The organism is Rhodococcus sp. PSBB066 (genome assembly GCF_017068255.1).
GTDB lineage: Bacteria > Actinomycetota > Actinomycetes > Mycobacteriales > Mycobacteriaceae > Rhodococcus > Rhodococcus aetherivorans.
The window spans coordinates 2,598,137-2,620,618 of sequence record NZ_CP070859.1 but is presented as its reverse complement, the minus strand read 5'-3'; the positions used below and the strand labels follow the sequence as shown (position 1 = coordinate 2,620,618).

26 protein-coding genes are annotated in these 22,482 nt (G+C 69.5%); 17 read left to right on the top strand and 9 right to left on the bottom strand.

The genetic code is table 11. The features are described from left to right. Positions 1–42 precede the first annotated feature (42 nt). Entirely contained in the window at positions 43–615 is a 573-nt protein-coding gene (locus tag JYA75_RS12070) for a type 1 glutamine amidotransferase domain-containing protein (RefSeq protein ID WP_043803302.1), read from the top strand. A 61-nt stretch (positions 616–676) separates the two neighbouring features. Continuing rightward, entirely contained in the window at positions 677–1,426 is a 750-nt protein-coding gene (locus JYA75_RS12065; protein WP_185712926.1) for a PAS and ANTAR domain-containing protein, read from the top strand. Here JYA75_RS12065 and JYA75_RS12060 read toward each other — a convergent pair. From JYA75_RS12060 to JYA75_RS12050, 3 genes are all read right to left on the bottom strand, one after another. Next, positions 1,383–1,580 (bottom strand): hypothetical protein, encoded by a 198-nt coding sequence (locus JYA75_RS12060; protein WP_029545235.1) that lies wholly within the window; start codon positions 1,578–1,580, stop codon positions 1,383–1,385. The genes JYA75_RS12065 and JYA75_RS12060 overlap by 44 nt on opposite strands. 109 nt (positions 1,581–1,689) lie before the next feature. Then, the gene (locus tag JYA75_RS12055; RefSeq protein ID WP_006946464.1) at positions 1,690–1,929 is read right to left on the bottom strand and encodes a CsbD family protein; all 240 of its coding nucleotides are present in this window, start codon (positions 1,927–1,929) and stop codon (positions 1,690–1,692) included. Positions 1,930–2,014: 85 nt separating this feature from the next. Then, positions 2,015–2,278 (bottom strand): DUF6480 family protein, encoded by a 264-nt coding sequence (locus JYA75_RS12050; RefSeq protein WP_065923414.1) that lies wholly within the window; start codon positions 2,276–2,278, stop codon positions 2,015–2,017. 159 nt (positions 2,279–2,437) lie between these two features. Between JYA75_RS12050 and JYA75_RS12045 the strand changes: the two genes are divergently transcribed. The 4 genes from JYA75_RS12045 (at position 2,438) to JYA75_RS12030 (ending at position 4,331) form a co-directional block, all read left to right on the top strand. Continuing rightward, the gene (locus tag JYA75_RS12045; protein WP_161994999.1) at positions 2,438–2,905 is read left to right on the top strand and encodes a DUF4383 domain-containing protein; all 468 of its coding nucleotides are present in this window, start codon (positions 2,438–2,440) and stop codon (positions 2,903–2,905) included. A 66-nt stretch (positions 2,906–2,971) separates the two neighbouring features. Beyond that, entirely contained in the window at positions 2,972–3,214 is a 243-nt protein-coding gene (locus JYA75_RS12040; RefSeq protein WP_029545239.1) for a hypothetical protein, read from the top strand. Positions 3,215–3,223: 9 nt separating this feature from the next. Beyond that, a complete protein-coding gene (locus JYA75_RS12035; protein WP_006946456.1) occupies positions 3,224–3,586 on the top strand; it encodes a hypothetical protein in 363 nt (120 codons plus the stop codon). A gap of 283 nt (positions 3,587–3,869) precedes the next feature. Then, positions 3,870–4,331, top strand: coding sequence for a DUF4383 domain-containing protein (locus tag JYA75_RS12030; protein WP_168579930.1), 462 nt, complete (start codon positions 3,870–3,872; stop codon positions 4,329–4,331). Between the two features lie 43 nt (positions 4,332–4,374). Here the strand turns inward: JYA75_RS12030 and JYA75_RS29110 are convergent, their stop codons facing one another. Next, complete coding sequence (locus tag JYA75_RS29110; protein WP_049904240.1) at positions 4,375–4,797, bottom strand: STAS domain-containing protein; 423 nt, start codon at positions 4,795–4,797, stop codon at positions 4,375–4,377. Between the two features lie 282 nt (positions 4,798–5,079). Here JYA75_RS29110 and JYA75_RS12020 point away from each other — a divergent pair, with 282 nt between their 5' ends. Further along, positions 5,080–5,511 carry an ATP-binding protein gene (locus tag JYA75_RS12020; protein ID WP_006946452.1) on the top strand — a complete coding sequence of 144 codons (432 nt, stop codon included), beginning with the start codon at positions 5,080–5,082 and terminating at the stop codon, positions 5,509–5,511. After that, positions 5,508–6,305 carry a SigB/SigF/SigG family RNA polymerase sigma factor gene (locus JYA75_RS12015; RefSeq protein ID WP_006946451.1) on the top strand — a complete coding sequence of 266 codons (798 nt, stop codon included), beginning with the start codon at positions 5,508–5,510 and terminating at the stop codon, positions 6,303–6,305. The genes JYA75_RS12020 and JYA75_RS12015 overlap by 4 nt, the downstream gene beginning before the upstream one ends. A 22-nt stretch (positions 6,306–6,327) precedes the next feature. Here the strand turns inward: JYA75_RS12015 and JYA75_RS12010 are convergent, their stop codons facing one another. From JYA75_RS12010 to aceA, 5 genes are all read right to left on the bottom strand, one after another. After that, positions 6,328–6,594, bottom strand: a complete 267-nt coding sequence (locus JYA75_RS12010) for a DUF4235 domain-containing protein (protein ID WP_006946450.1) — start codon at positions 6,592–6,594, stop codon at positions 6,328–6,330. A 70-nt stretch (positions 6,595–6,664) separates the two neighbouring features. After that, entirely contained in the window at positions 6,665–7,705 is a 1,041-nt protein-coding gene (locus JYA75_RS12005) for an NAD(P)-dependent alcohol dehydrogenase (protein WP_168579931.1), read from the bottom strand. Positions 7,706–7,789: 84 nt separating this feature from the next. Continuing rightward, positions 7,790–10,075, bottom strand: a complete 2,286-nt coding sequence (gene metE, locus JYA75_RS12000) for a 5-methyltetrahydropteroyltriglutamate--homocysteine S-methyltransferase (RefSeq protein WP_006932986.1) — start codon at positions 10,073–10,075, stop codon at positions 7,790–7,792. A 108-nt stretch (positions 10,076–10,183) separates the two neighbouring features. After that, entirely contained in the window at positions 10,184–11,080 is an 897-nt protein-coding gene (locus JYA75_RS11995) for a 3-hydroxybutyryl-CoA dehydrogenase (RefSeq protein WP_006932984.1), read from the bottom strand. 120 nt (positions 11,081–11,200) lie between these two features. Next, positions 11,201–12,490: an isocitrate lyase gene (gene aceA, locus JYA75_RS11990; protein WP_006932982.1), complete on the bottom strand. Its 1,290-nt coding sequence runs from the start codon at positions 12,488–12,490 to the stop codon at positions 11,201–11,203. A 533-nt stretch (positions 12,491–13,023) separates the two neighbouring features. On the opposite strand from aceA, the gene JYA75_RS11985 reads away from it, so the two are divergent. The 9 genes from JYA75_RS11985 (at position 13,024) to JYA75_RS11945 (ending at position 22,480) form a co-directional block, all read left to right on the top strand. After that, on the top strand, positions 13,024–14,172 hold the full coding sequence (locus JYA75_RS11985) for a globin domain-containing protein (RefSeq protein WP_029545254.1): 1,149 nt from the start codon (positions 13,024–13,026) through the stop codon (positions 14,170–14,172). A gap of 59 nt (positions 14,173–14,231) precedes the next feature. Continuing rightward, the gene (gene ramB, locus JYA75_RS11980; RefSeq protein WP_006932979.1) at positions 14,232–15,644 is read left to right on the top strand and encodes an acetate metabolism transcriptional regulator RamB; all 1,413 of its coding nucleotides are present in this window, start codon (positions 14,232–14,234) and stop codon (positions 15,642–15,644) included. A 188-nt stretch (positions 15,645–15,832) separates the two neighbouring features. Continuing rightward, positions 15,833–16,747, top strand: coding sequence for a hypothetical protein (locus JYA75_RS11975; protein ID WP_168579932.1), 915 nt, complete (start codon positions 15,833–15,835; stop codon positions 16,745–16,747). A 262-nt stretch (positions 16,748–17,009) separates the two neighbouring features. After that, positions 17,010–18,278 carry an urea ABC transporter substrate-binding protein gene (gene urtA / locus JYA75_RS11970; protein WP_006932975.1) on the top strand — a complete coding sequence of 423 codons (1,269 nt, stop codon included), beginning with the start codon at positions 17,010–17,012 and terminating at the stop codon, positions 18,276–18,278. 37 nt (positions 18,279–18,315) lie between these two features. Further along, entirely contained in the window at positions 18,316–19,200 is an 885-nt protein-coding gene (urtB, locus tag JYA75_RS11965; protein WP_006932965.1) for an urea ABC transporter permease subunit UrtB, read from the top strand. Further along, on the top strand, positions 19,200–20,318 hold the full coding sequence (gene urtC / locus JYA75_RS11960; protein ID WP_006932963.1) for an urea ABC transporter permease subunit UrtC: 1,119 nt from the start codon (positions 19,200–19,202) through the stop codon (positions 20,316–20,318). The genes urtB and urtC overlap by 1 nt, the downstream gene beginning before the upstream one ends. Beyond that, positions 20,315–21,097, top strand: coding sequence for an urea ABC transporter ATP-binding protein UrtD (gene urtD / locus JYA75_RS11955; RefSeq protein WP_006932961.1), 783 nt, complete (start codon positions 20,315–20,317; stop codon positions 21,095–21,097). Before urtC ends, urtD begins: the two co-directional genes overlap by 4 nt. A 1-nt stretch (position 21,098) precedes the next feature. After that, positions 21,099–21,791: an urea ABC transporter ATP-binding subunit UrtE gene (gene urtE / locus JYA75_RS11950; protein WP_029545260.1), complete on the top strand. Its 693-nt coding sequence runs from the start codon at positions 21,099–21,101 to the stop codon at positions 21,789–21,791. After that, positions 21,791–22,480 (top strand): GntR family transcriptional regulator, encoded by a 690-nt coding sequence (locus JYA75_RS11945; protein WP_006932958.1) that lies wholly within the window; start codon positions 21,791–21,793, stop codon positions 22,478–22,480. The genes urtE and JYA75_RS11945 overlap by 1 nt, the downstream gene beginning before the upstream one ends. Positions 22,481–22,482 lie beyond the last annotated feature (2 nt).

Here is a 22,482-nt window from a genome sequence, read left to right as displayed (position 1 = left end):
CGCGATCGGGGAACCTTCCCACGACGAAAGGACGACTTCGCGATGAGCGCTTCAGGGAACGGCCGGCTGGCGGGACGCACGGTCGCCGTCCTCGCCACGAACGGCGTCGAGGAGGTCGAGCTGGTGGAGCCGCGCCGGGCGGTCGAGGAGGCGGGCGGCACGGTGCGCCTGCTGTCGCTCGAACCCGGCGAGATCCAGGCCATGAAGTCCGACGTGCACGCGGCCGGCCGGCACCCGGTCGACCAGGTGGTGTCGGAAGCGTCGGTGTCGGACTTCGACGCGCTGATCCTGCCCGGCGGTACCACGAACCCCGATCATCTGCGCCAGGATCCCGCCGCCGTGGCGTTCGTGCGGGACTTCGTCGAGTCGGGCCGGCCCGTCGGGGTGATCTGTCACGGCCCCTGGACACTGGTCGAGGCCGACGTGGTCCGGGGTCGGACGCTGACGTCCTACCCCAGCGTCCGCACGGACATCCGCAACGCGGGCGGGAACGTGGTCGACGAGGAAGTGGTCGTCGACGGGAACCTGGTGTCGAGCCGCAATCCGAGGGATCTGCCCGCCTTCTGCGCCACCCTCGTCGAAGTGTTCGCGAACGCCGAGCAACACGCCGGCTAGATCACCTCACCTCACGCGATCCCGCAGCGGTAGGGCCCGTCACCGGAGGCATAATCGTTGCATGAGGGAACCGATCGTGAACGCCGGCGACACGCCGGTGGACGACGCCTTCGAACGGGTCTTCGCGAGCGGGAAGCCGCAGCGGGTCGGGAGTTTCCGCTACCTGATCGACGACGACAGGTGGGAATGGTCGGACGACGTGGCGCGGATGCACGGGTACGCCCCGGGGACCGTACGGCCGACCACCGACCTGCTGCTCAAGCACAAGCATCCCGAGGACAAGGCCCACGTCGCGGCCATGCTGGGCGCCCTGCAGCGCAACGGCGAGCCGTTCAGCAGCCGGCACCGCATCATCGACACGCACGGCACGGTCCGGCCCGTCGTCGTGATCGGCGACCGCCTGCTCGACGAGCGAGGACGGGTGATCGGCACGGCCGGTTTCTACCTGGACCTGTCCGACGCGTACGACGACGAGGTCCGGCACAGCGTCGACGAGGCGGTCTCGGCGCTCGCGCACCACCGTGCGGTCATCGAACAGGCCAAGGGCATGCTCATGGCGGTCTACGGGATTCCGGCGGACCGCGCCTTCGAGATCCTCGCCTGGCGGTCCCAGGAGTCGAACGTCAAGCTCCGCACGCTCGCCGAGCAACTCGTCCGGGACGTCACCACCGGACTCGACGCACCGGCAACGCTTCGCACCGCCTTCGACCATCTGCTCATGACCGCGCACGAGCGGATCTCGGCGCCGCGGCAGCCCGCGGGTCCGGTCACGGACTCGGCTGGGGAAGCTCGCACTCCACCTTCGGATTGACTCCGGCGTAGTTGAGGGGCCCCGCGATCACCGTCACCGCGACGGTGGCGAAGTCGGCGCAGCTCTGCTCGGCTTCCGTGAAGTACCCCCGCTGCCCGGCGGCGATCGCACCGATCACCAGCCACACCAGCACAACGAACGTCAGGATACGCATCGCTCCTCCTCCGGGGCGAAGACCCGGGAGCCGAACGGCCCCCGGGTCGTGGACGAACGACGGCGCGACCGCCTGCGCGGCCGGTCACCGATTCACTGCTGATGCGGATTCACTGCTGATGCGAGCGCTGGCGCGCCTCGTCGACCTCGGCGTCGGCGCGTGCCTTCTCCGCCTCGGCTTCCTTCTTCGCGGCCTCGCGCTGGCTGTCGGCCTTGTCCTGCTGGGCCCGTCCCTCGCGGGTGAGTTCGTCGCTGCCGACGACGGCGCCGGTCGCCTCCTTGGCCTTTCCCTTGACGTCTTCGACGACGCCCTTGACGCCTTCGCTCGGACCGCTCGTGTTCTCTGCCATGCGACTCTCCCTCAGTCGGCGTTCCTCACTTGCGAACCATGGGTACCCCGCCGGCACCCCGGCAAATCGTGCAGGACTGCGCCACCTACATCAGAATCCCCACGATCACCACGAGAAAGAGGACGACGATCAGCACGATCGCACCGATCGTCAGAATCCCCGTGGGCGGGAATCGGTTCCGCGTCCGCGGCTCGGGGGCCGACAGACCGGAGGTCGAGCCCGAGTCGGGTGGTGTCGAGCCCGGTGCCACACCCCCGCCGGGTTCGAGATCGGGGGTGCGGGCAGGCTCGGGATCGGTGCCGGGATGCGCGTGTGGGTCAGGGACGTTCCGCGGATCGGGGGTGTTCATCGCCCACTCCTTTCTCTCGGCGGCCTGCAGCCCCGGGGAACTCGCCGAGGGGCGCGGCCGGAGCATGGGGCCCACCGCCGATCGAGTTCCCGGCGTAGTCTTCGGCCAAACCGCCGCACCGCCCAGGTTGAAGCGGGCAGTACGGGGTATGCGCGGGTCATGACCGAACCACTCGAGCCCGCCCAGCGCGCCGGCCAGCCGGAGAGCACCCGCTCGATCGTCCAGCTCGGCGCACTGTCGGCAGGCACGCTCTTCCTGGTCGTCGGGATCGCCGGCTTCGTCCCCGGGGTGACGGGCAACTACGACGAACTGGCCTTCGGCCACGAGTCCGGCGCCCTGCTCCTGGGCGTGTTCGCCGTGTCCGTCCTGCACAACGTGGTGCATCTGGTCTTCGGTCTGGCGGGCGTGGTCGCGGCGCGGCGCGCCGATCTGGCGCGCTGGTACCTGATCGTCGGCGGCCTGATCTACCTCGCACTGTTCCTGTACGGGCTGATCGTCCGGCCGGAGGGCAGCGCCAACGTCCTGCCGGTCAACGATGCGGACAACTGGCTGCACCTCGGCGTGGCGGTGACCATGCTCGGCCTCGGCCTGGCGGCACCGCGGATCCGGCCGGCGACGACGGTGTGAGCCGTTTGACGTGACCGAGGGTGGGGCACCCGATCCGGAGGACAGATATCGGAGAGGAGGACCGTGATGACCACGTGCGACACCTGTGGCAACGACTACGACAAGACCTTCACCGTCACCCGCGGCGACGTCTCGGGCACGTTCGACAGTTTCGAGTGTGCCGCACAGGCAATGGCCCCGCAGTGCGCCCACTGCGGTTGCCGCATTCTCGGGCACGGGGTCGAGGCCGACGGCACCATGTATTGCTGCGCGCACTGCGCCCGGCAATCGGGTCAGGCTGCGCTCACCGACCGCGCCGACCGGGCGTAGGGAGGTGCTGTGACGCAGGATGTGGAGAAGCGATGGCGGGACCCGCGCGCCGCCCGCGCAGCGGTGCGGTACGCGGCCGTGATCGTCGCCGCCGCCCTGCTGCTGATGGCGGCGGTCGTGATCTGGGCCGCCGCGAGCGGTGACCGATGCGCCGACGAGGAATTCCTCGTGTGCACCGACCCTGCGCGGCTCGTCCTGGCCGTCGGCCCCACGGCGATCCTGCTCCTCGGGGCCGTCGGTGCATTCGTGCAGACCTACCGGGTGTGGCGCTCGGGCGGGACGTGGCCGATCTGGCACGGCACGGGCTGGGGGCTGATGGTTCTGACCCTGGTGTACGGGTCGATCTCGTCCGGCGTCCTCGTCGGGGGCTGAACCGCTCAGACGACGACCGGACGGGATTTCGAGGGCGACCCGCCCGGGGGTTTCGGGGCGACCCGCCCGGGGGTTTCGGGGCGACCCGCCCGGGGGTTTCGGGGCGACCCGCCCGGGGGTTTCGGGGCGACCCGCCCGGGGGTTTCGGGGCGACCCGCCCGGGGGTTTCGGGGCGACCCGCCCGGGGGTTTCGGGGCGACCCGCCCGGGGGTTTCGGGGCGACCCGCCCGGGCTATCCCTGCGTCCCGGGGCGCGGTGCCCCGCGCACCCCGATGGAGGAACGATGATCCGATCCAGCCCGTATCCCAGGGTGCAGCGCACCCGGATCCAGGGTTACGCCTTCGCGATCGGCATCGTGTTCCTCCTCATCGGGGTGCTCGGATTCGTGCCCGGACTGACCAGCGGGTACGGCTCGATGGCCCTCGCGGGGCAGGAGTCGAATGCGCATCTGCTGGGCCTGTTCCGGGTCTCGATCGCCCACAACGTGCTGCACCTCGCCTACGGGGCGGCGGGGATCCTCGCCGCCCGAAGGATCCGCGCGTCGCGGATCTACCTGATCGCGGGCGGCGCCGGGTACCTCGCGTTGTCGGCCTTCGGCATGGTCCTCGGCCACGACAGCCACGCCAACATGGTGCCGGTCAACGCGGCCGACAACTGGCTGCACCTGGTGCTGGGTGTGCTGCTGCTCGTCCTGGCGGTCGATCCCCGCGGCAACCGCCCGCCGAAGCTGCCGAAGCCGGTGTGATCCGCGCCCCGCCCCGACGGGGGTTCGCTTCGGGAGAGCCGGATCAGGCCGGAACTCGCAGGGCGTGGATCGCACTCTCGAGCGAGGCGTGCGCGTGGACGGGGTCGCCGAGCACCCGCAACAGCCGGTGTACCGGCCGTCCGCCCACGAGGGCCCACCGGGAACTTCGGCGCCGGGCCAAGGTGTCGAGCTCGTCGAACACGATCAGGCCCGCCGACCCGAAGAACTCCACGTCGGAAAGATCGAGCACCAGGCGCGACGACGGGTGCATCTGGTCGCCGGCGTAGCTGCGCAACGCCGGGGCGTTGCGCATGTCGAGCTCGCCCGCCACGGCGACCCGAACGAGGCCGGAACTGATTCTCTCCGTGGAGAAATCGGCACCCGCGGACGTATGGAAGGAGACCGGTGAGCGATCCGATCGGGTGACCCACAGCGATGTGACTTTGCGCTGAGAAACGACAGACATGAGCTTCCCATCGTGGAAAGAGGATGGAAGCGTCGACAGAGCGGGGACCGCACCGACACCGGTCACCGCGGATGTGCGGCGCCTCCGAGTCAGGCTGTGTGCTCAACCTCACCCATACCCTACGGCAGCCCCTGCGGCACCGCAAAGGGCGGATCGACCTGGCGCGGCGCCGCCCCGGCGGCGCGCGTTTCCGCATGATTGAGAACCCCGCGCCGCGGGTAGTCTCGCCAGGAACACCCGCTCGCCCGGGCCCCCACCTGCCGCAACGGAGAAACGACACACATGGCGAACACGGCATCGATCGATTCGGCCCTCGAACGCACCCACCCCGTAGTGGAGTTGCGGGTACGGGCGGAACCAGGCCAGCTCCCCGTCCTGCGCGCGGTCGCTGCCGCCATCGCTCTGCAGCAGGGCTTCGACCTCGACGCGGTGGCCGACGTCAAGCTCGCGATCGACGAGGCGGGCACCCGGCTGATCACCCGGGCCCCGCAGGGCGCAACGTTGTCGTGCCGGTTCCAGGCCATGCCGCCGGCACTGCGGATCAGCGCGTCCGCTCCGACGGTGGACGGCGGCCTGACGGCGGACTCGCGGACCTTCGGCTGGCATGTGCTCAACGCACTCGCCGACTCGGTCGAGGTGAACGTGGACGAGACCGACGAGGGCTCCGTCACCACGATCGACGTGTCCCTGACCGACGGCAGCGCTGTTCTGTGACGGGGACCGGCGCCCAACGGCGCAGCGGCCGAGCCGCCGACGAATACGCCGACGTCATCCCCCTCTTCGAGGAAATGGTGACGTTCGACGAGGACGATCCCGCGCGCGGAGTCTTGCGGGACAGCCTGGTCGAACGATGCCTGCCCCTCGCGGAACACATCGCCCGCCGGTTCGACGGCCGCGGCGAGGCATTCGACGACCTCCTGCAGGTCGCCCGCCTCGGCCTGGTCAACGCCGTGGACCGTTTCGACCCCGAGCGGGGCTCGGACTTCGTGTCCTTCGCGGTTCCGACCATCATGGGCGAGGTGCGCCGGCACTTCCGCGACGCCGGTTGGGCGGTGCGGGTGCCGCGCCGGATGAAGGAGATGCATCTGGCGCTGAGCAAGGCGACCGGGGAACTGTCACAGCGCCTGGGCCGCGCCCCCACGGCTGCCGAACTCGCCGCCGAGCTGGACCTCGATCCGGAGGAGGTGGCGGAGGGCCTCGTCGCCGGCAACGCGTACCAGGCGGTCTCGGTCGACCGTCCGGCCCCGGCCGGGGACGACGGCGTCACCCTGGCGGACACTCTCGGCGACTACGACGCCGCGCTCGCGCACGTGGAGAACCACGAGGCACTGCGCCCGTTGCTGGCTGCGCTGCCGGAACGTGAGCGCACGGTCGTGCTGCTGCGGTTCTTCGGGAACATGACCCAGACCCAGATCGCCGAACGTGTCGGCGTGTCCCAGATGCACGTGTCCCGGCTGCTGACGAAAACCCTCGCCCAGCTGCGCGAACAACTGGGCGAGGGCTTCTAGGACCCGCAGGCCCCGGGCGTCGTCATTCCTTCCCGGGCCAGGTGCCGGTGACGCGGCGGAAGCCCACCGCGCTCGCGCGGTTCGCCGCCGCGCTCACCGCGCCGAAGATCGCTCCCTGCACGGCGGCGGAGACCAGCACCTCCCGCCACCCGAAGCGGCTGTCCATGGCCTCCGGCGGATCGTCCTGGCCGGCGCCGAGCGCCCACACCTTCCGGAACACCATGCCGGCGGCAACGCCCGCCAGGGAACTCACCACGAGGCTCACGGGCCGGTACAACGCCTTTTTCACATTTCCTCCACGTCTCGAGATACGTGGCGGGAGTACCCGGCCGCCGCGGTCTCACACCTGCCCGCCCGGCTCAGATGGTGGCGGCGTCGATCACGAACCGATAGCGCACGTCGCTCGCGACGACGCGGTCGTACGCCTCGTTGATCCGGTCGGCCGAGACGACCTCGATCTCCGCGCCGATGCCGTGCTCGGCGCAGAAGTCGAGCATCTCCTGCGTCTGCGGGATGCCGCCGACCATGGAACCGGCGAGGCTGCGCCGGTTCTGCGCGAGCGAGAACGCCCGGACCGTGAGGGGGTGTTCGGGCAGGCCCAGCTCGACGAGGGTGCCGTTGCGGGCGAGCAGCGACAGGTAGGCATCCAGGTCGAGGTTCACCGAAACGGTGTTGACGATCAGGTCGAACGTGCCCCGCAGATCCTTGAAGGTCTGCGGATCGGTCGTGGCGCGGTAGGCGACGGCACCGAAGCGCAGCCCGTCCTCCCGCTTGGCCGGCGAGTGCCCCAGCACGGTCACGTCGGCACCCATCGCCGCGGCGATCTTCACGCCGACGTGGCCGAGCCCGCCCATCCCGATCACGGCGACCTTCCTGCCCGGTCCGGCGCCCCAGTGCCGGAGCGGGGAGAACAGGGTGATGCCCGCGCAGAGCAGCGGCGCCGCGGCGTCGAGCGCAAGACCGTCGGGGATCTTCAGGACGAAGTGCTCGGTGACGACGATGTGGGTGGAGTAGCCGCCCTGGGTCACCTCGCCGTCGCGGCCGACGGCGTTGTAGGTGCCGGTGACCCGGTTGGTGCAGTACTGCTCGTCGCCGCTGGTGCAGGCCTCACACGCGAGGCACGAGTCGACGAAGCAGCCGACGCCGACGCGATCGCCGACGGCATGCCTGGTCACCTCGGCGCCGACGGCGCTCACCACCCCGACGATCTCGTGCCCGGGAACGACGGGGTAGCGGGTGCCGCCCCACTCGTTGCGGGCGGTGTGGATGTCGGAATGGCAGATCCCGGCGTACCTGATCTCGATGAGCACGTCGAGCGGACCGAGCTCACGCCGCTCGATGGTGGTCTTGACGAGGGGGCTGTCCGCCGCGGTGGCGGCGTACGCGGCAACGGTAGTCATGCAGACATGCCTACCGGCCGGCGGCGCGACGCGCACCCGCGGGGGCTGTCCGCGGGTGCGCGTCGACGGAGGCGGCCTGCCGGCCTACTGCCCGGCCGCGCGTCGCCGCAGACGACGTGCGGCGGCGACGAGGTTGCGCAGCGACGGCTCGAGCTGCCAGTAGTGCCGGGTCTTGAGCCCGCCGTCCGGATTCGCCCACAAGCGGTCGAGTTCGACGGATTCCGCTGCGGTGCTGAGCAGTTCGTCGAGTTCGTCGATGTCGGGGATGCGCGCCGATCGGCTCTCGTAGACGCCGGGGCCGACACCGTGCGTGAGGGCCTTGTCCTTGATGGCCTCGAGCACCCAGCGGATCGAGCGGGTCGCGACGATCGCCGTGACGTCCGCGTCGAGCCGTTCGATCGCGTCGACCACCGACGCCTGACCGGAGTAGGTCAGGTGCGTGTGGATCTGCGTCTCGGGCTTGGCGCCCCCGGTCGCGAGCCGGAACGCGTCGACCGCCCAGTCCAGGTACTCGGCCCGGCCGTCCTGCCGCAACGGCAGCAGTTCCCGGATGGCAGGCTCGTCGACCTGGATGATGGCGATGCCCGCCCGCTCGAGGTCGGCGATCTCGTCGCGGATGGCGAGCGCCAACTGGTCGGCCGTCTCGTGCAGGGGCTGGTCCTGACGCACATACGACCGCGCCAGCATCGTGACCGGGCCCGTGAGCATGCCCTTGACCGGCTTGTCGGTCAGCGACTGCGCGAACGCGATCCACTCCACCGTCATCGGCTTCGGCCGCACGATGTCGCCGTAGAGGATCGGCGGGCGCGTGCACCGCGACCCGTACGCCTGCACCCAGCCGAAGTGCGTCGTGGCGAAGCCCTCGAGCAGCTCGGCGAAGTACTGGATCATGTCGTTGCGCTCGTGCTCACCGTGGACGAGCACGTCGAGGCCGATGTCCTCCTGCAGCCGGACGGTGGACTCGATCTCCTCCTGGATGCGCTTGACGTAGTCGTCCCACGACATGCGGCCCTCGCCCAGCTCGTAGCGGGCCTTGCGGATCTCGTCCGTCTGCGGGAACGACCCCAGCGTGGTCGCCGGCACCGGCGGCAGCTTCAGCCGCTCCTGCTGCGCGGCGCGCCGCTCCTCGTACGGGACGCGGCGCCGGTGCTCGGGCCGCAGGGCGTTGACGCGGGCGCGGATCGCGTGCTTCTGCTTGAAGTGCACCGACGTCGGCGGCTTGCGCCACCGCTCCTCCGCGCCGGTGGTCAGCGCCTTGGCGAGCGAGACCACCTCGCCCACCTTCTGCTTGGCGAAGGCCAGCCGGTCCGCCACGTCGCCGGGGATGTCGTACTCGGCGAGCACGTCGTAGGGCACGTGCAGCAGCGAGCACGACGTGGAGACCACCAGGTCGGGCGTCACGGCCGCGAGGCTGCTCAGGTACTCGAGCGTGCGGTGCCGGTCGGCCTTCCACACGTTGCGGCCGTCGACGACCCCCGCGTAGATGCGCTTGCGCTTGAGGCCGGGCACCGCGGCCAGCTCCTCCGCGCTCATCCGGCCGTTGACCAGGTCGAGACCGATGGCCTCGACCTTGGTGGCGGCCAGGATGGGCAACGCCTCGCCGAGGTGACCGTAGGGGCCGGTGACGAGGAGGCGCGGGCGCAGCGGCGCGTGGGAGAGCGTGTCGTAGGCGCGCGCGAAGGCCGCGAGCTCCTCCGGGGTGCGGTCCTCGGTGAAGGAGGGCTCGTCGAGCTGCACGCACCAGGCGCCGGCGCGCGCGAGCTCCGCGAACAGCTTCTCGTACTCGGGCAGCAGCCGGTCGAGCAGCTCGAGGGTGGAGAACCCGTCCTGCTCCGACGTCTGCGAGACCTTGGACAGCAGCAGCAGCGACACCGGACCGAGTACGACCGGGCGCAGGTCGATGCCGCGGGCCTTGGCGCGCTCGAACTCGTCGAGCACCGCCGCCGAGTTCAGCGCGAAGGTGGTGTTCTCGTCGAGCTCGGGCTGCCGGTAGTGGTAGTTGCTGCCGAACCAGCGGACCAGCTCGAGCGGCGGGAAGTCCTCGCGGCCCCGGCACAGCGTGAAGTAGAAGTCGAGCGGGTCGAGCTCGCCGACGAGCGGGCGGAACCGCTCGGGGATCGCACCGAACAGCAGCGCGTTGTCGAGCACGTGATCGTAGTAGGAGAACGTGTTACCGGGCACCTGGGTGAGCCCGGTGGCGGCGAGCTCGCTCCAGGTGGATTCCTGGATCTCGCGGGCCACCGCGACGAGCTCGTCGCGGGTGCCGGTGCCGTGCCAGTAGGCCTCGAGGGCACGCTTGAGTTCACGACGGGGTCCGATGCGCGGATACCCGAGGATGCTCGAGCCGTATCCGTCTGCAGTGCTGGCCATTCGGGGTCGACCTTTCCCTCGATGCACCTCGCGCCCGTGTCCCGACAGTCAGCGCGACGGCTGTGCTGTCGGCACACGGGCGCCGAGGTGCGGTGTGGTGCTACCTACCTAGCTGACTTTCTTGGCGGCACGACCGTTGTCGGCATATTCGTAGAAGCCGGCGCCCGACTTCTTGCCGACGAGGCCGGCCTCGACCATACGCAGCAGGAGCGGCGGAGCCGAGTACAGCGGCTCCTTGAACTCCCCGTACATCGAGTCGGCGATCGACTTGACCGTGTCCAGGCCCACCAGATCGGTGAGCGCGAGCGGACCCATCGGGTGGGCACACCCGAGGACCATCGCCTTGTCGATGTCCTCCTTGGTGGCAAAGCCGGACTCGACCATCCGGATAGCCGACAGCAGGTAGGGCACGAGAAGCGCGTTGGCGATGAAGCCGGCCCGGTCGGAGGACCGGACGACCTGCTTGCCGAGCACCTCGGAGGCGAAAGCCTCCGCGCGCTGGGAGACCGCGGGGCCGGTCTTGAGCGTGGTGACCAGCTCGACCAGCGGCAGCACCGGAACCGGATTGAAGAAGTGCATGCCGATGACCCGCTCGGGCCGGGTGGTGGCGATGCCCAGCTTCATGATCGGGATCGACGAGGTGTTGGACGCCAGCACCGCGTTCGGATCCGTGACGATCTTGTCGAGTTCCGCGAAGATCTCGGCCTTGACCTTCTCGTCCTCGACGACCGCCTCCACGACGAGCTGGCGATCGGCGAAGTCGCCGAGGTCGGAGGTGAAGCGCAGCCGCCAGGCGGCCTGCTCACGCTCCCGTTCGGTGATCTTGCCGCTGCTGACACCGCGGTCGAGGGACCGGAGGATGCGGGCACGCCCGGCAGCCGCGAGCTCGCGGGTCTGCTCGTACACAAGTACGTCGACATGAGCGCGTGCGCACACCTCGGCGATACCTGCGCCCATGATCCCGGCGCCGATCACGCCGACGCGCTGAATCTTTTCGCTGGTCACGTCAGCTCCTACTCGTCATGTGGGGGGTCGTGAAAGGGGTTCTGACAGGGGGTGGATACGGCGGCGGCGGGACCTGGTCGTCCGAGATCCCGCCGCGCACCTACATCCGGTTGCCGGTTCCTAGTGGAACTGGCCCTCCTCGGTGGAGCCCTTGAGGGCTGCCGTGGAGGTGTTCGGGTCGACGGTGGTGGCGATGGCGTCGAAGTAGCCGGCGCCGACCTCACGCTGGTGCTTGACGGCGGTGAAGCCACGCTCCGCGGCGGCCTTGAACTCGCGCTCCTGCAGGTCGACGAACGCGGTCATCCCCTGGCGGGCGTAGCCGTGGGCCAGGTCGAACATGCCGTAGTTGAGCGAGTGGAAGCCGGCGAGGGTGATGAACTGGAACTTGAAGCCCATCGCGCCGAGCTCCTTCTGGAACTTCGCGATGGTCGCGTCGTCCAGGTGCGCCTTCCAGTTGAAGGACGGCGAGCAGTTGTAGGCGAGCAGCTGGTCCGGGAACTCGCTGCGGACGGCCTCGGCGAACTTCTTGGCGACCTCGAGGTCCGGCACGCCGGTCTCCATCCAGATCAGATCGGAGTACGGCGCGTAGGCCTTGGCACGCGCGATGCAGGGCTCGATGCCGTTCTTGACGCCGTAGAAGCCCTCGGCGGTGCGGGTGCCGTCGAGGAACTCACGGTCACGCTCGTCGACGTCGGAGGTCAGCAGCGTCGCCGCCTCGGCGTCGGTGCGGGCGATGACGACCGTCGGGACGTCGGCGACGTCGGCCGCGAGGCGAGCCGAGGTCAGGGTGCGGATGTGCTGCTGGGTCGGGATGAGCACCTTGCCACCGAGGTGACCGCACTTCTTCTCCGACGCGAGCTGGTCCTCCCAGTGCGAGCCGGCGACACCGGCCGCGATCATGGCCTTCTGCAGCTCGTAGACGTTGAGCGCGCCACCGAAGCCGGCCTCACCGTCGGCGACGATCGGGGCGAGCCAGTTGTCGACCGAGGTGTCGCCCTCGATCTTGGCGATCTCGTCGGCGCGCAGCAGCGCGTTGTTGATGCGGCGGACGACCTGCGGCACCGAGTTCGCCGGGTACAGCGACTGGTCCGGGTAGGTGTGGCCGGACAGGTTCGCGTCACCGGCGACCTGCCAGCCGGACAGGTAGATGGCCTTGAGACCGGCGCGGACCTGCTGCACGGCCTGGTTGCCGGTGAGGGCGCCCAGCGAGTTGATGTAGTCCTCGTTGTTCACGAGGTCCCACAGAATCTCCGAGCCGCGACGGGCGAGGGTGGCTTCCTCGACGACGGTGCCCTGCAGCTTGACGACCTGCTCGGCCGTGTAGTTGCGGGTGATCCCCTTCCAGCGCGGGTTGGTGTCCCAATCCTTCTGGATTTCCTCAGCGGTCCTCGGGGTGCCGGTGGTCGACATCTAAGCTCCACTCTCTAGATCGGATCCGCGCCGAACGCTCTGCAGTACGTGCGTACTACTTCACATCCTTCGCGAACCTTTCGGATGTACCACTCGACAATGACACACCCGGAAAGTGCCGTCTACCTGTTGCTAGTGCCAATCTTCGCTAGTTTTTCCCGAGGCTTTGCAAAGGTTGTAAACCTTTGGCGCGTCCAACGAACCCGGCCCGGACCCCGATAGCTACCCGTCGGTAGCAATCACCTCGGCATTGTTCCCCGGCGGGCGCGCCGCCCGGCGGCCGACGACACTGCCCCGCACTCGCGGCCCACCAGCGACGGAGCCGCGGATCACCACGAAGATTGTGACGAGTTTCACACCCGGAGGTCCGGCAAATCGGGAAGTCGCCCCGGTCGAATCGGGGGTCGGCCAGGATCGCTCGACTACCATGTGCGCGTTGACCAGTCGGGGCCGGTCACGCCGCCCGGGCGTGCCCACTCCCCACTCGCACACGAGTCGAGGAGGGCGCCATCCTTTCCGCCACGTCGAAGCCGGTGATCGAGGCCACCCTCCCGGTCGTCGGCGCCCACATCGGCCAGATCTCCGAACTGTTCTACGAAAAGCTCTTCGCGGCCGCGCCGTCGCTGCGGACCGACCTGTTCAACCGCACCAACCAGGAGAACCGGGAGCAGCAGAAGGCGCTCGCGAGCTCGGTCGCCGCCTTCGCGACGCTGCTCGTCACCGAGGACGCCGCCGACATCGACGCGATCATGGCCCGGATCGCCGCCAAGCACGCCTCGCTCGGCGTCCAGGCCCCCCACTACGACGTGGTCCGGCACCAGCTGTTCGCCGCGATCGGCGAGGTGCTCGGCGACGCGGTCACCCCCGACGTCGCCGCGGCCTGGCGCGAGGTCTACACGCTGATGGCCAACTCGCTCATCGAGCAGGAGTCGGCACTCTACGACAAGGCCGGCGTCCGGCCCGGTCAGATCTGGCGCGTCGTCGTGGTCACCGACGTCCAGTTCGACGGCGCGGAGGTCGCGACCCTGACCCTGCGCTCCCTCGACGGCAGCCCGCTTCCGGATTTCCTTCCCGGACAGTACATCTCCGTCGCGACCACCCTGGGAGACGGCACCCGGCAGATCCGCCAGTACACCCTCGTGCGCAGCCACGTCCCGGGGGAGTGGGCCGTCACCGTCAAGCGGGTCCCGGGCGGGATCGTCTCCCAGCTCCTCGTCGGCGGCGTCGGCATCGGCACCGAACTCGTCGTCTCGCATCCGTTCGGCAGCCTCGTCGTCGAGGACGCCGACGCTCCCCTGGTGCTGATCTCCGCCGGCATCGGCGTCACCCCGACGCTCGCGGCGCTGCAGCACCTGGCGGCGCACCGCTCCGAGCGCGAGGTCCTGGTCGTGCACGTCGACCGGTCCAGCTACGACCATGCGCGGCGCGCCGAGACGCAGGCCCTGGTCGACCGTCTGCCGCGGGCCCGCATGCTGACCCGCTACTCCGAGTTCGAAGAGCTCCGCGAGGACGGCCACACCCCGCTCGACGGGGTCGAGCTGCCGAAGGATCCGCAGGTGTACGTGTGCGGTCCCGTCCCGTTCATGCGGTCGATCCGGCAGACGTTGCTCGGCGCGGGAGTATCGCCCGACGCCGTCCACTACGAGGCCTTCGCGCCGGGGTCCTGGCTGGGACTCGAGTAGAGCGCTAACGTTGCGAACCTGTCGTTGCGAAGCTGCGTAGACGCTCGTACGCTGGGCTGATGCCAAAGACGTTCGTCGGCGCCCGCCTGCGCCAGCTGCGCACCGAGCGGGGACTCAGCCAAGCGGCGCTGGCCAAGACCCTGGAGATCTCGGCCAGCTACCTCAACCAGATCGAGCACGACGTGCGGCCGCTCACCGTACCGGTCCTGCTGCGCATCAGCGAGGTCTTCGGTGTCGACACCACGTTCTTCTCGTCCCAGGACGACACCCGGCTCATCGCCGAGATGCGGGAGGTGGCCCTCGATCAGGAGATGGGCATCGACGCCGACGCCCAGGAGATCGCCGCGATGGTGTCGGCGCACCCCGGGCTGGCGCGGGCCATGGTCAACATGCACCGGCGGTTCCGCAACACCACCGCCCAGCTCGCCGCCGCCACCGAGGACCGCTACAGCGACGGCAGCGGCAGCGGCACCATCACCATGCCGCACGAAGAGGTCCGCGACTACTTCTACCAGCGGCAGAACTACCTGCACGATCTCGACACCGCCGCCGAGGAACTCGCCACCCGGATCCGCTTCCACCGCGGCGACATCTCCGGCGGCATCATCAAGCGCATGGAGACGGTGCACGACGTACAGCTCGTCCGTCGCGTCGACCTCGGCGAGAACGTCCTGCACCGGTTCGACCCCGCCACGCGCGTCCTCGAGATCTCCGCGCGGCTGTCGGGCGGCCAGCAGGTCTTCAAGCTCGCCACCGAGCTCGCCTACCTCGAGTGCGGGGAGCTGATCGAGAAGCTGGTCGCCGAGGGCGCGTTCACCAGCGAGGCCTCCCTCGCCCTGGCCCGCCACGGCCTCGCCAACTACTTCGCCGCGGCGATCATGCTGCCCTACGCGCAGTTCCACGAGATGGCCGAGGACTTCCGATACGACGTCGAGCGGCTCTCCGCCTTCTACGCCGTCAGCTACGAGACCATCGCCCACCGGATGTCGACCCTGCAGCGGCCGAAGCTGCGCGGCGTGCCGTTCTCGTTCGTCCGCGTCGACCGGGCGGGCAACATGTCCAAGCGCCAGTCCGCCACCGGCTTCCACTTCTCCACCAGCGGCGGGACCTGTCCCCTGTGGAACGTGTACGAGACCTTCGCGTACCCGGGCAAGATCATGACCCAGCTCGCGCAGATGCCCGACGGGCGTCGCTACCTGTGGGTCGCCCGCACGGTCGAGCGCCGCGCCGCCCGCTACGGCCAGCCGTCGAAGACGTTCGCGATCGGCCTCGGCTGCGAGCTGCGCCACGCGCACCGCCTCGTCTACGCCGACGGCCTCGACCTCGACGACAGCAACCCCGGTACCCCCATCGGCTCCGGCTGCCGCGTGTGCGAGCGGCTGAACTGCCCCCAGCGCGCGTTCCCGCCCCTCGGGAAGGAACTCGTCATCAACGAGCACCAGAGCTCCGTGTCCCCCTACCTCATCAAGTGACACCCGCGCGACGGCCGGACAGCCGCGCGCCCAACCCCGCTGATTGCCAGGATGGTCGTGAGACACCTCGGGGACGGCGCGGCAGTGCGTCATCGATTTTCTCCACAACCGGACGATCGCTCCCCAGATCCGGTCCGGAGCGCGGAGTTCACGCCGAAGGGCACCTCCGTCGGGGCACCGTGTTCGCCATGACCGACCACACCCCGATCATGCGGCGCGACGCTGTCCGCTCCGGGCTCATCGAGGACAAGATCCGCCGAGCACTGCGCACCGGCGCCCTCGAGCGTCTCGACGCAGGCGTCTACCTACCCAGGGAGATCGCAGCCGACCTCGACGACGCCGGCCGGCACCTGGTGCGCGTACGCGCGGCCGCCGCCAAGCTCGGCCCCGAGGCCGTGATGAGCCACACCTCCGCCGCCGTCGTGCACGGGTTCGCTCTGTGGCGTCCGGACCTCACGCTGGTCCACGTCAGTCGGAATCGACCCTCCGGCGGCCGTCGCACCTCCCAACTACACGTGCACGCAACACCTTTCGCACCAAGCGATGTGGAGATCGTGGACGGGATACGGGTGACCTCGGCGGCGCGCACGATCGTCGACACGGCACGCTGCCTGGATGCCGACCGTGCAGTGGTGCTGGGCGACTCTGCACTGAGGCTGCGGCCTGCGGCCCACGCCGCACTCCCGGCCGCCTTGACAGCAGCCGACACGCGAACCGGAATTGCGGCGGCTCGACGAATGTGCGCATTCCTGGACGGACGAAGCGAGAGCCCGGGCGAGTCGATCAGCCGCCTCCGCATTCGGGCGACAGGTCTGCCCGACCCGGTCCTGCAATTCGAGATACGGACAGCCGGTGGCGCATTCGTCGCGCGCACCGACTTCTTCCGGGAAGAGTTCGGCGTCGTCGGCGAGTTCGACGGCATGGGCAAGTACCGGTCTGCGGATCCCGGCGCAAGCGCCGAGACTGTGCGTCGCGAGAAGCTTCGTGAAGACGCGATCCGGGCACAGGGATACGAAGTGGTGCGCTGGACGTGGTCGGAACTCTTCCACTTCGACGACGTTCGTGCGCGAATCGACGCCGCCACCCGTCGTCGCTGGCGGTAGGTCGTCCGGAAACCCGCACGGCGGCAGGACAGCCGCGCGATGAAAGGAGCGCGCCGCTGTCCTGCGGAGGCGCGGATACATCCGGACCTCGGCGTGTGCGCGTTCGGAAATCGAGCCGTAACACGGGTCACGAACTCGTCACCGCAGGACATTCCCATGCAACACCGGCCGCCTACTCTTCGGTCCACGGATACAGCGCTGTATACGCAGCCCGGATACACCGGGCCCCGTCCGGCTCCCACCTTCGAAGAAGGGCACCTCCATGCCAGTTGCCACGTCCAAGTTCGCCAAGCGCGCCGTCGCCGCGCCGGCCGCGCTGGCCGCCGTCGGTCTCGTGCTCAGCGCCTGCGGCAGCAAGGCCACCGACAGTACCGACGCTGCCGGGTCCGCCTCGTGCGTCGACACCTCCGGCGACACGATCAAGGTCGGTTCGCTGAACTCGCTGTCCGGCACCATGGCAATCTCCGAGGTCACGGTGCGTGACTCGATCGCACTGGCCGTCGAGGAGATCAATGCGAACGGCGGCGTTCTCGGCAAGCAGATCCGGATCGTGGCCGAGGACGGCGCGTCGGAGCCGACGGTGTTCGCCGAGAAGGCCGAGAAGCTGATCAGCTCCGACTGTGTGGCCGCGGTGTTCGGTGGGTGGACGTCGTCGAGCCGCAAGGCGATGCTGCCGGTGTTCGAGGACAACAACGCGCTGCTGTACTACCCCGTGCAGTACGAGGGCCTCGAGTCGTCGCCGAACATCTTCTACACCGGCGCGACCACCAACCAGCAGATCGTGCCGGCGCTGGACTACCTGAAGGAGAAGGGCGTCAAGTCCCTCTACCTCGTCGGCAGCGACTACGTCTTCCCGCAGACCGCGAACCGCATCATCCGCGCGTACGCCGAGGCCAACGGCATCGAGATCAAGGGTGAGGACTACACCCCGCTCGGGTCCACCGACTTCTCCACGATCGTCAACAAGGTCCGCACCGCCGACGCGGACGCGGTGTTCAACACCCTCAACGGCGACTCGAACGTCGCCTTCTTCCGCGAGTACTCCAACGTCGGCCTCACCGCCGCCGACATGCCGGTGATCTCGGTGTCGATCGCCGAGGAGGAAGTGGTCGGAATCGGCGCGCAGAACATCACCGGCCAGCTCACCGCCTGGAACTACTACCAGACCGTGGACGGCCCCGAGAACACGGCGTTCGTCGACGCGTACAAGGCGAAGTACGGTGCGAACAAGCCCACCTCCGACCCGATGGAGGCCGCGTACGCGTCGGTGTACCTGTGGAAGAACACCGTCGAGAAGGCGGACTCGTTCGCCGTCGCCGACGTGCAGGCCGCGGCCGACGGCGTCTCGTTCGACGCACCGGAGGGCACCGTCACGATCGACGGGGACAACCACCACATCACCAAGACGGCTCGCATCGGCGAGATCCGGGGCGACGGACTGATCTACACGGTGTGGGAGTCGAACGGGGCGATCGAGCCGGACCCGTACCTCGAGAGCTACGACTGGGCCGCCGGCCTGTCCGGCAGCTGACCACCGTGACCGGGAAGCCGACGAGAAGGGAGGCGACATGGATGTCGTTGTAGGACAGTTGTTCACGGGCCTGAGCATCGGTTCGATCCTGCTGCTGGCGGCGCTGGGCCTGTCGCTGACGTTCGGGCAGATGGGCGTGATCAACATGGCCCACGGCGAGTTCATCATGGCCGGCTCCTACACCGCGTACGTGGTCCAGCAGGTGGTCTCGGCCGCCGGGGTGTCCCTGCTGGTGTCGCTGCTCGTCGGTTTCCTGGTCGGCGGCGTGATGGGGGTGCTGCTCGAGGTCACCCTCATCCGCCGCATGTACCACCGCCCGCTCGACACCCTGCTGGTGACCTTCGGCGTGGGCCTGCTGCTACAACAGGCCGCCCGCGACATCTTCGGCGCACCCGCCGTCAACGTGGTTGCGCCGCAGTGGCTCTCCGGTGGCGTGGAGATCCTCGGGGCGGTGGTGCCCAGGACCCGGCTGTTCATCCTCGCGCTGGCCGTGGTGTGTGTGGTGATCCTGATCGCGGCGATGAAGTTCACCCCGATGGGCCGGCGCATCCGGGCCGTCGTGCAGAACCGCGATCTCGCCGAGACCGTGGGCATCTCGTCGCGGCGCACCGACATCACCACCTTCTTCCTCGGCTCCGGCCTGGCCGGCCTGGCCGGAGTGGCGCTGACCCTGATCGGCTCCACGAGTCCCACCATCGGCCAGTCCTACCTGATCGACGCGTTCCTGGTGGTCGTCATCGGCGGCCTCGGACGGATCGAGGGCGCCGTCATCGCGGCCGTCGCGCTCGGCCTGCTCAACTCGTTCATCGAATACTCCACCACCGCATCGATCGCGAAGGTGATCGTCTTCGTGCTCATCGTGATCTTCCTGCAGGTCCGGCCGCAGGGCCTGTTCGCGGTCAAGACAAGGAGCCTGGTCTGATGCCTGCCCCGACACGTCTGCCGGCGCTCACCCGACCCGGACCGGCCCGCACGTGGGCCGGGTTCGCCCTCGCCGCACTCGTTCTGTTCGCCCTCGCCCCCGCCGTGCTGTCGGACTTCCGCCTGAACCTGCTCGCGAAGTTCCTGTGCTTCGCGATCGTCGCCGTCGGCATCGGTCTCGCGTGGGGCCGCGGCGGCATGCTCACCCTCGGCCAGGGCGTCTTCTTCGGCCTCGGCGCCTACCTCATGGCGATGCACCTGAAGATCGCCGACGCCGGGCTGCGCGGCGACACCGTCCCGGACTTCATGCAGATCGCCGGCATCCGCGAATTGCCCGGCTACTGGGCGCCGTTCGCCTCTCCGCTGGTGACGATCGTCGCGATCCTGGTGCTGCCCGCCCTGGTGGCGGTGCTGCTCGGGCTCGGCGTGTTCAAACGCCGCGTCAAGGGCGCCTACTTCGCGATCCTGTCCCAGGCCCTGACCGCCGCCTTCGCGATCCTGCTGATCGGCCAGCAGTCGATCGGAGGATCGAACGGGCTCAACCGCTTCCGCAGCTTCTTCGGCCTGTCCCTCGCCGACCCGGCCAACAAGCGGATGCTGTTCTTCGTCGCCGCGGGCGTCCTGCTCGCCGTCGTCGCGCTCACCCGGCAGCTGATGTTCTCCCGCTACGGGGAGCTGCTCGTGGCCGTGCGCGACCAGGAGGAGCGGGTCCGCTTCCTCGGCTACGACCCCGCCAACGTCAAGGTCGTCGCCTACGCCGCGGCGGCCTTCTTCGCCGGCATCGCCGGGGCGCTGTTCGTGCCCATCGTCGGCATCATCTCCCCCGCCGATGTCGGCATCGTCCCCTCCATCGCATTCCTCATCGGCGTCGCCATCGGCGGACGCACGACCCTGCTCGGCCCGGTCCTCGGCGCCATCGGCGTCGCGTGGGCCCAGACCGCCCTGTCGGAGAACTTCCCCTCCGCGTGGACCTACGCCCAGGGCCTGCTGTTCATCGTCGTCATCGGGTTCTTCCCCGCCGGCCTGGCCGGGCTGGCGACGTTGCGCCGGCGACGCACCCGCACCGGCCCGGCGCAGCCGATTCCCGAACCGACCACGACGATGGAGCCGGTGAGATGACCGAACCCCACTACGGCGGCAACGCCGGCATGTCCAGCGAGTACCTCGAGATCCGCGACCTGCGGGTCAGCTTCGACGGCTTCACCGCCGTCGACGGGGTGGACCTGACCCTGCTGCAGGGCGACCTGCGCTTCCTCATCGGCCCCAACGGCGCCGGCAAGACCACCCTCGTCGACGCCGTCACCGGCCTGGTGCCGGCCACCGGGTCGGTCACCAAGTCCGGCATCGAACTGCTCGGCAAGAAGGTGCACAAGATCGCCCGCCTCGGTGTGGGCCGCACCTTCCAGACCGCGTCGGTGTTCGAACAACTCACCGTGCTGCAGAACCTCGACATCGCCGCCGGCTCCGGCCGCTCCCCGTGGTCGCTGCTGCGCCGCCGCACGACGGTGCTGCCGCAGATCGAGGAAGCCCTCGAGACGATCGGCCTGACCGACCTGCGCGACGTGCCCGCCGGCATCCTCGCGCACGGGCAGAAGCAGTGGCTCGAGATCGGCATGCTGCTCGTGCAGAACTCCGACGTGCTGCTGCTCGACGAGCCGGTCGCCGGGATGAGCCACGACGAACGCGAGGAGACCGGCCAGCTGCTGCGCCGGATCGGGGCGCAGCGCACCGTCGTCGTCGTCGAACACGACATGGACTTCATGCGCGCCTTCGCCACCTCCGTCACCGTCCTGGCCCGGGGCCGGGTCATCGCCGACGGCACCGTCGAAGAGGTGCAGAACAACCCCCAGGTCCAGGAGGTCTACCTGGGCACCGCGACCGCCGCGCAGGAGGCCTGACATGCTCGAGCTCGTCGACGTGCGCACCGGCTACGGCCGCACCGAGATCATCCACGGGGCCACCCTCACCGTTCCCGCCGACGGCGTCGTCGCCGTCATGGGCCACAACGGGGCCGGCAAGACCACCCTGCTGCGCGCCGCGGTCGGCCTGCTGCCCACCACCTTCGGCCGGATCGTGTTCGACGGCGAGGACGTCACCGCGCTGCGGCCGTCCGCGCGCGTCGCCCGCGGCCTGGCCTACGTCCCCCAGGGACAGCAATCCTTCGGCCAGCTCACCTGCGCCGAGAACCTGCAGGTCGTCGCCGACGGGCGCAGACGCGGCAAGCGGCTCGTCGCCGAGATGCTCGACCTGTTCCCCGCCCTCGTGCCGCTGCTGGACCGACGCGCCGGCCTGCTCTCCGGCGGCCAGCGCCAGCAGCTGGCGATCGCCCGCGCCCTGATCACCGAGCCCCGCATGCTCATCCTCGACGAACCCACCGAGGGCATCCAACCGTCGGTCGTCGCCGAGATCGAGAACACCGTCGTCGAACTCAGCCGGCGCGGCGACCTCGGGGTGCTGCTCGTCGAGCAGCACATCGGCTTCGCCCTGCACGCCGCCCAGCGGTACTACGTCCTCGAATCCGGTCGCATCACCGCCACCGGCGACGGCGGCACGGATGCCGCCGGCACCGTCCGCGCGGCCATGGCGATCTGATGAGCACCGGTGGCACGCGGCGCGACCGGGTCTACCGGGCGCTGCGTTCGGACCTGATGACGGGCGTCCTGCCGCCGGACGCACGGCTCGGCGAGGAACGCCTCGCCGAGCAGTACGGGGTCTCCCGCACGCCGGTGCGGGAGGCGCTGGCACGGCTGGTGTCCGACGGGCTGGTCGAGCGGCGCGAGCAGGGCCTGTTCCCGTACCGGCCGCGCTTCGACGACCTCGCCGATCTGTACGAGCTGCGGACCACGTTGGAGCTGCGCGGGATCCGTCGCGCGCTGGCCGATCCGTCGATCCGGCACGATCCCCACGTGCTCGGCGCCGAGCTCGACCGGTGGTATGCGCTGCGCCGTGACCTGCCCGAGCCGGATGCGGGCTTCGTCGGGCTCGACGAACAGTTCCACCTGGCGTTGCTGGCCTCCGCCGGCAACCCGGCCCTGTGCGACGCGCTGGCCACCGTGAACGCGAAGGTGCGGCCCGTGCGCATGTTCGACTACCTGACGCACGACCGGATCACGGCGACCGTCGACGAGCACATCTGCGTGGCGGAGTCGGTGCTCGCGGGCCGTCTCGAGGACGCCCACGCCCAGCTCCTCGCCCACATCGACACGTCCCGGGCGGTGGTGGTGCAGCGCGCCGAGCAGGCCCGGACGATGGCCCGATTGGCGCGCGCCGTGCGAGACTGACC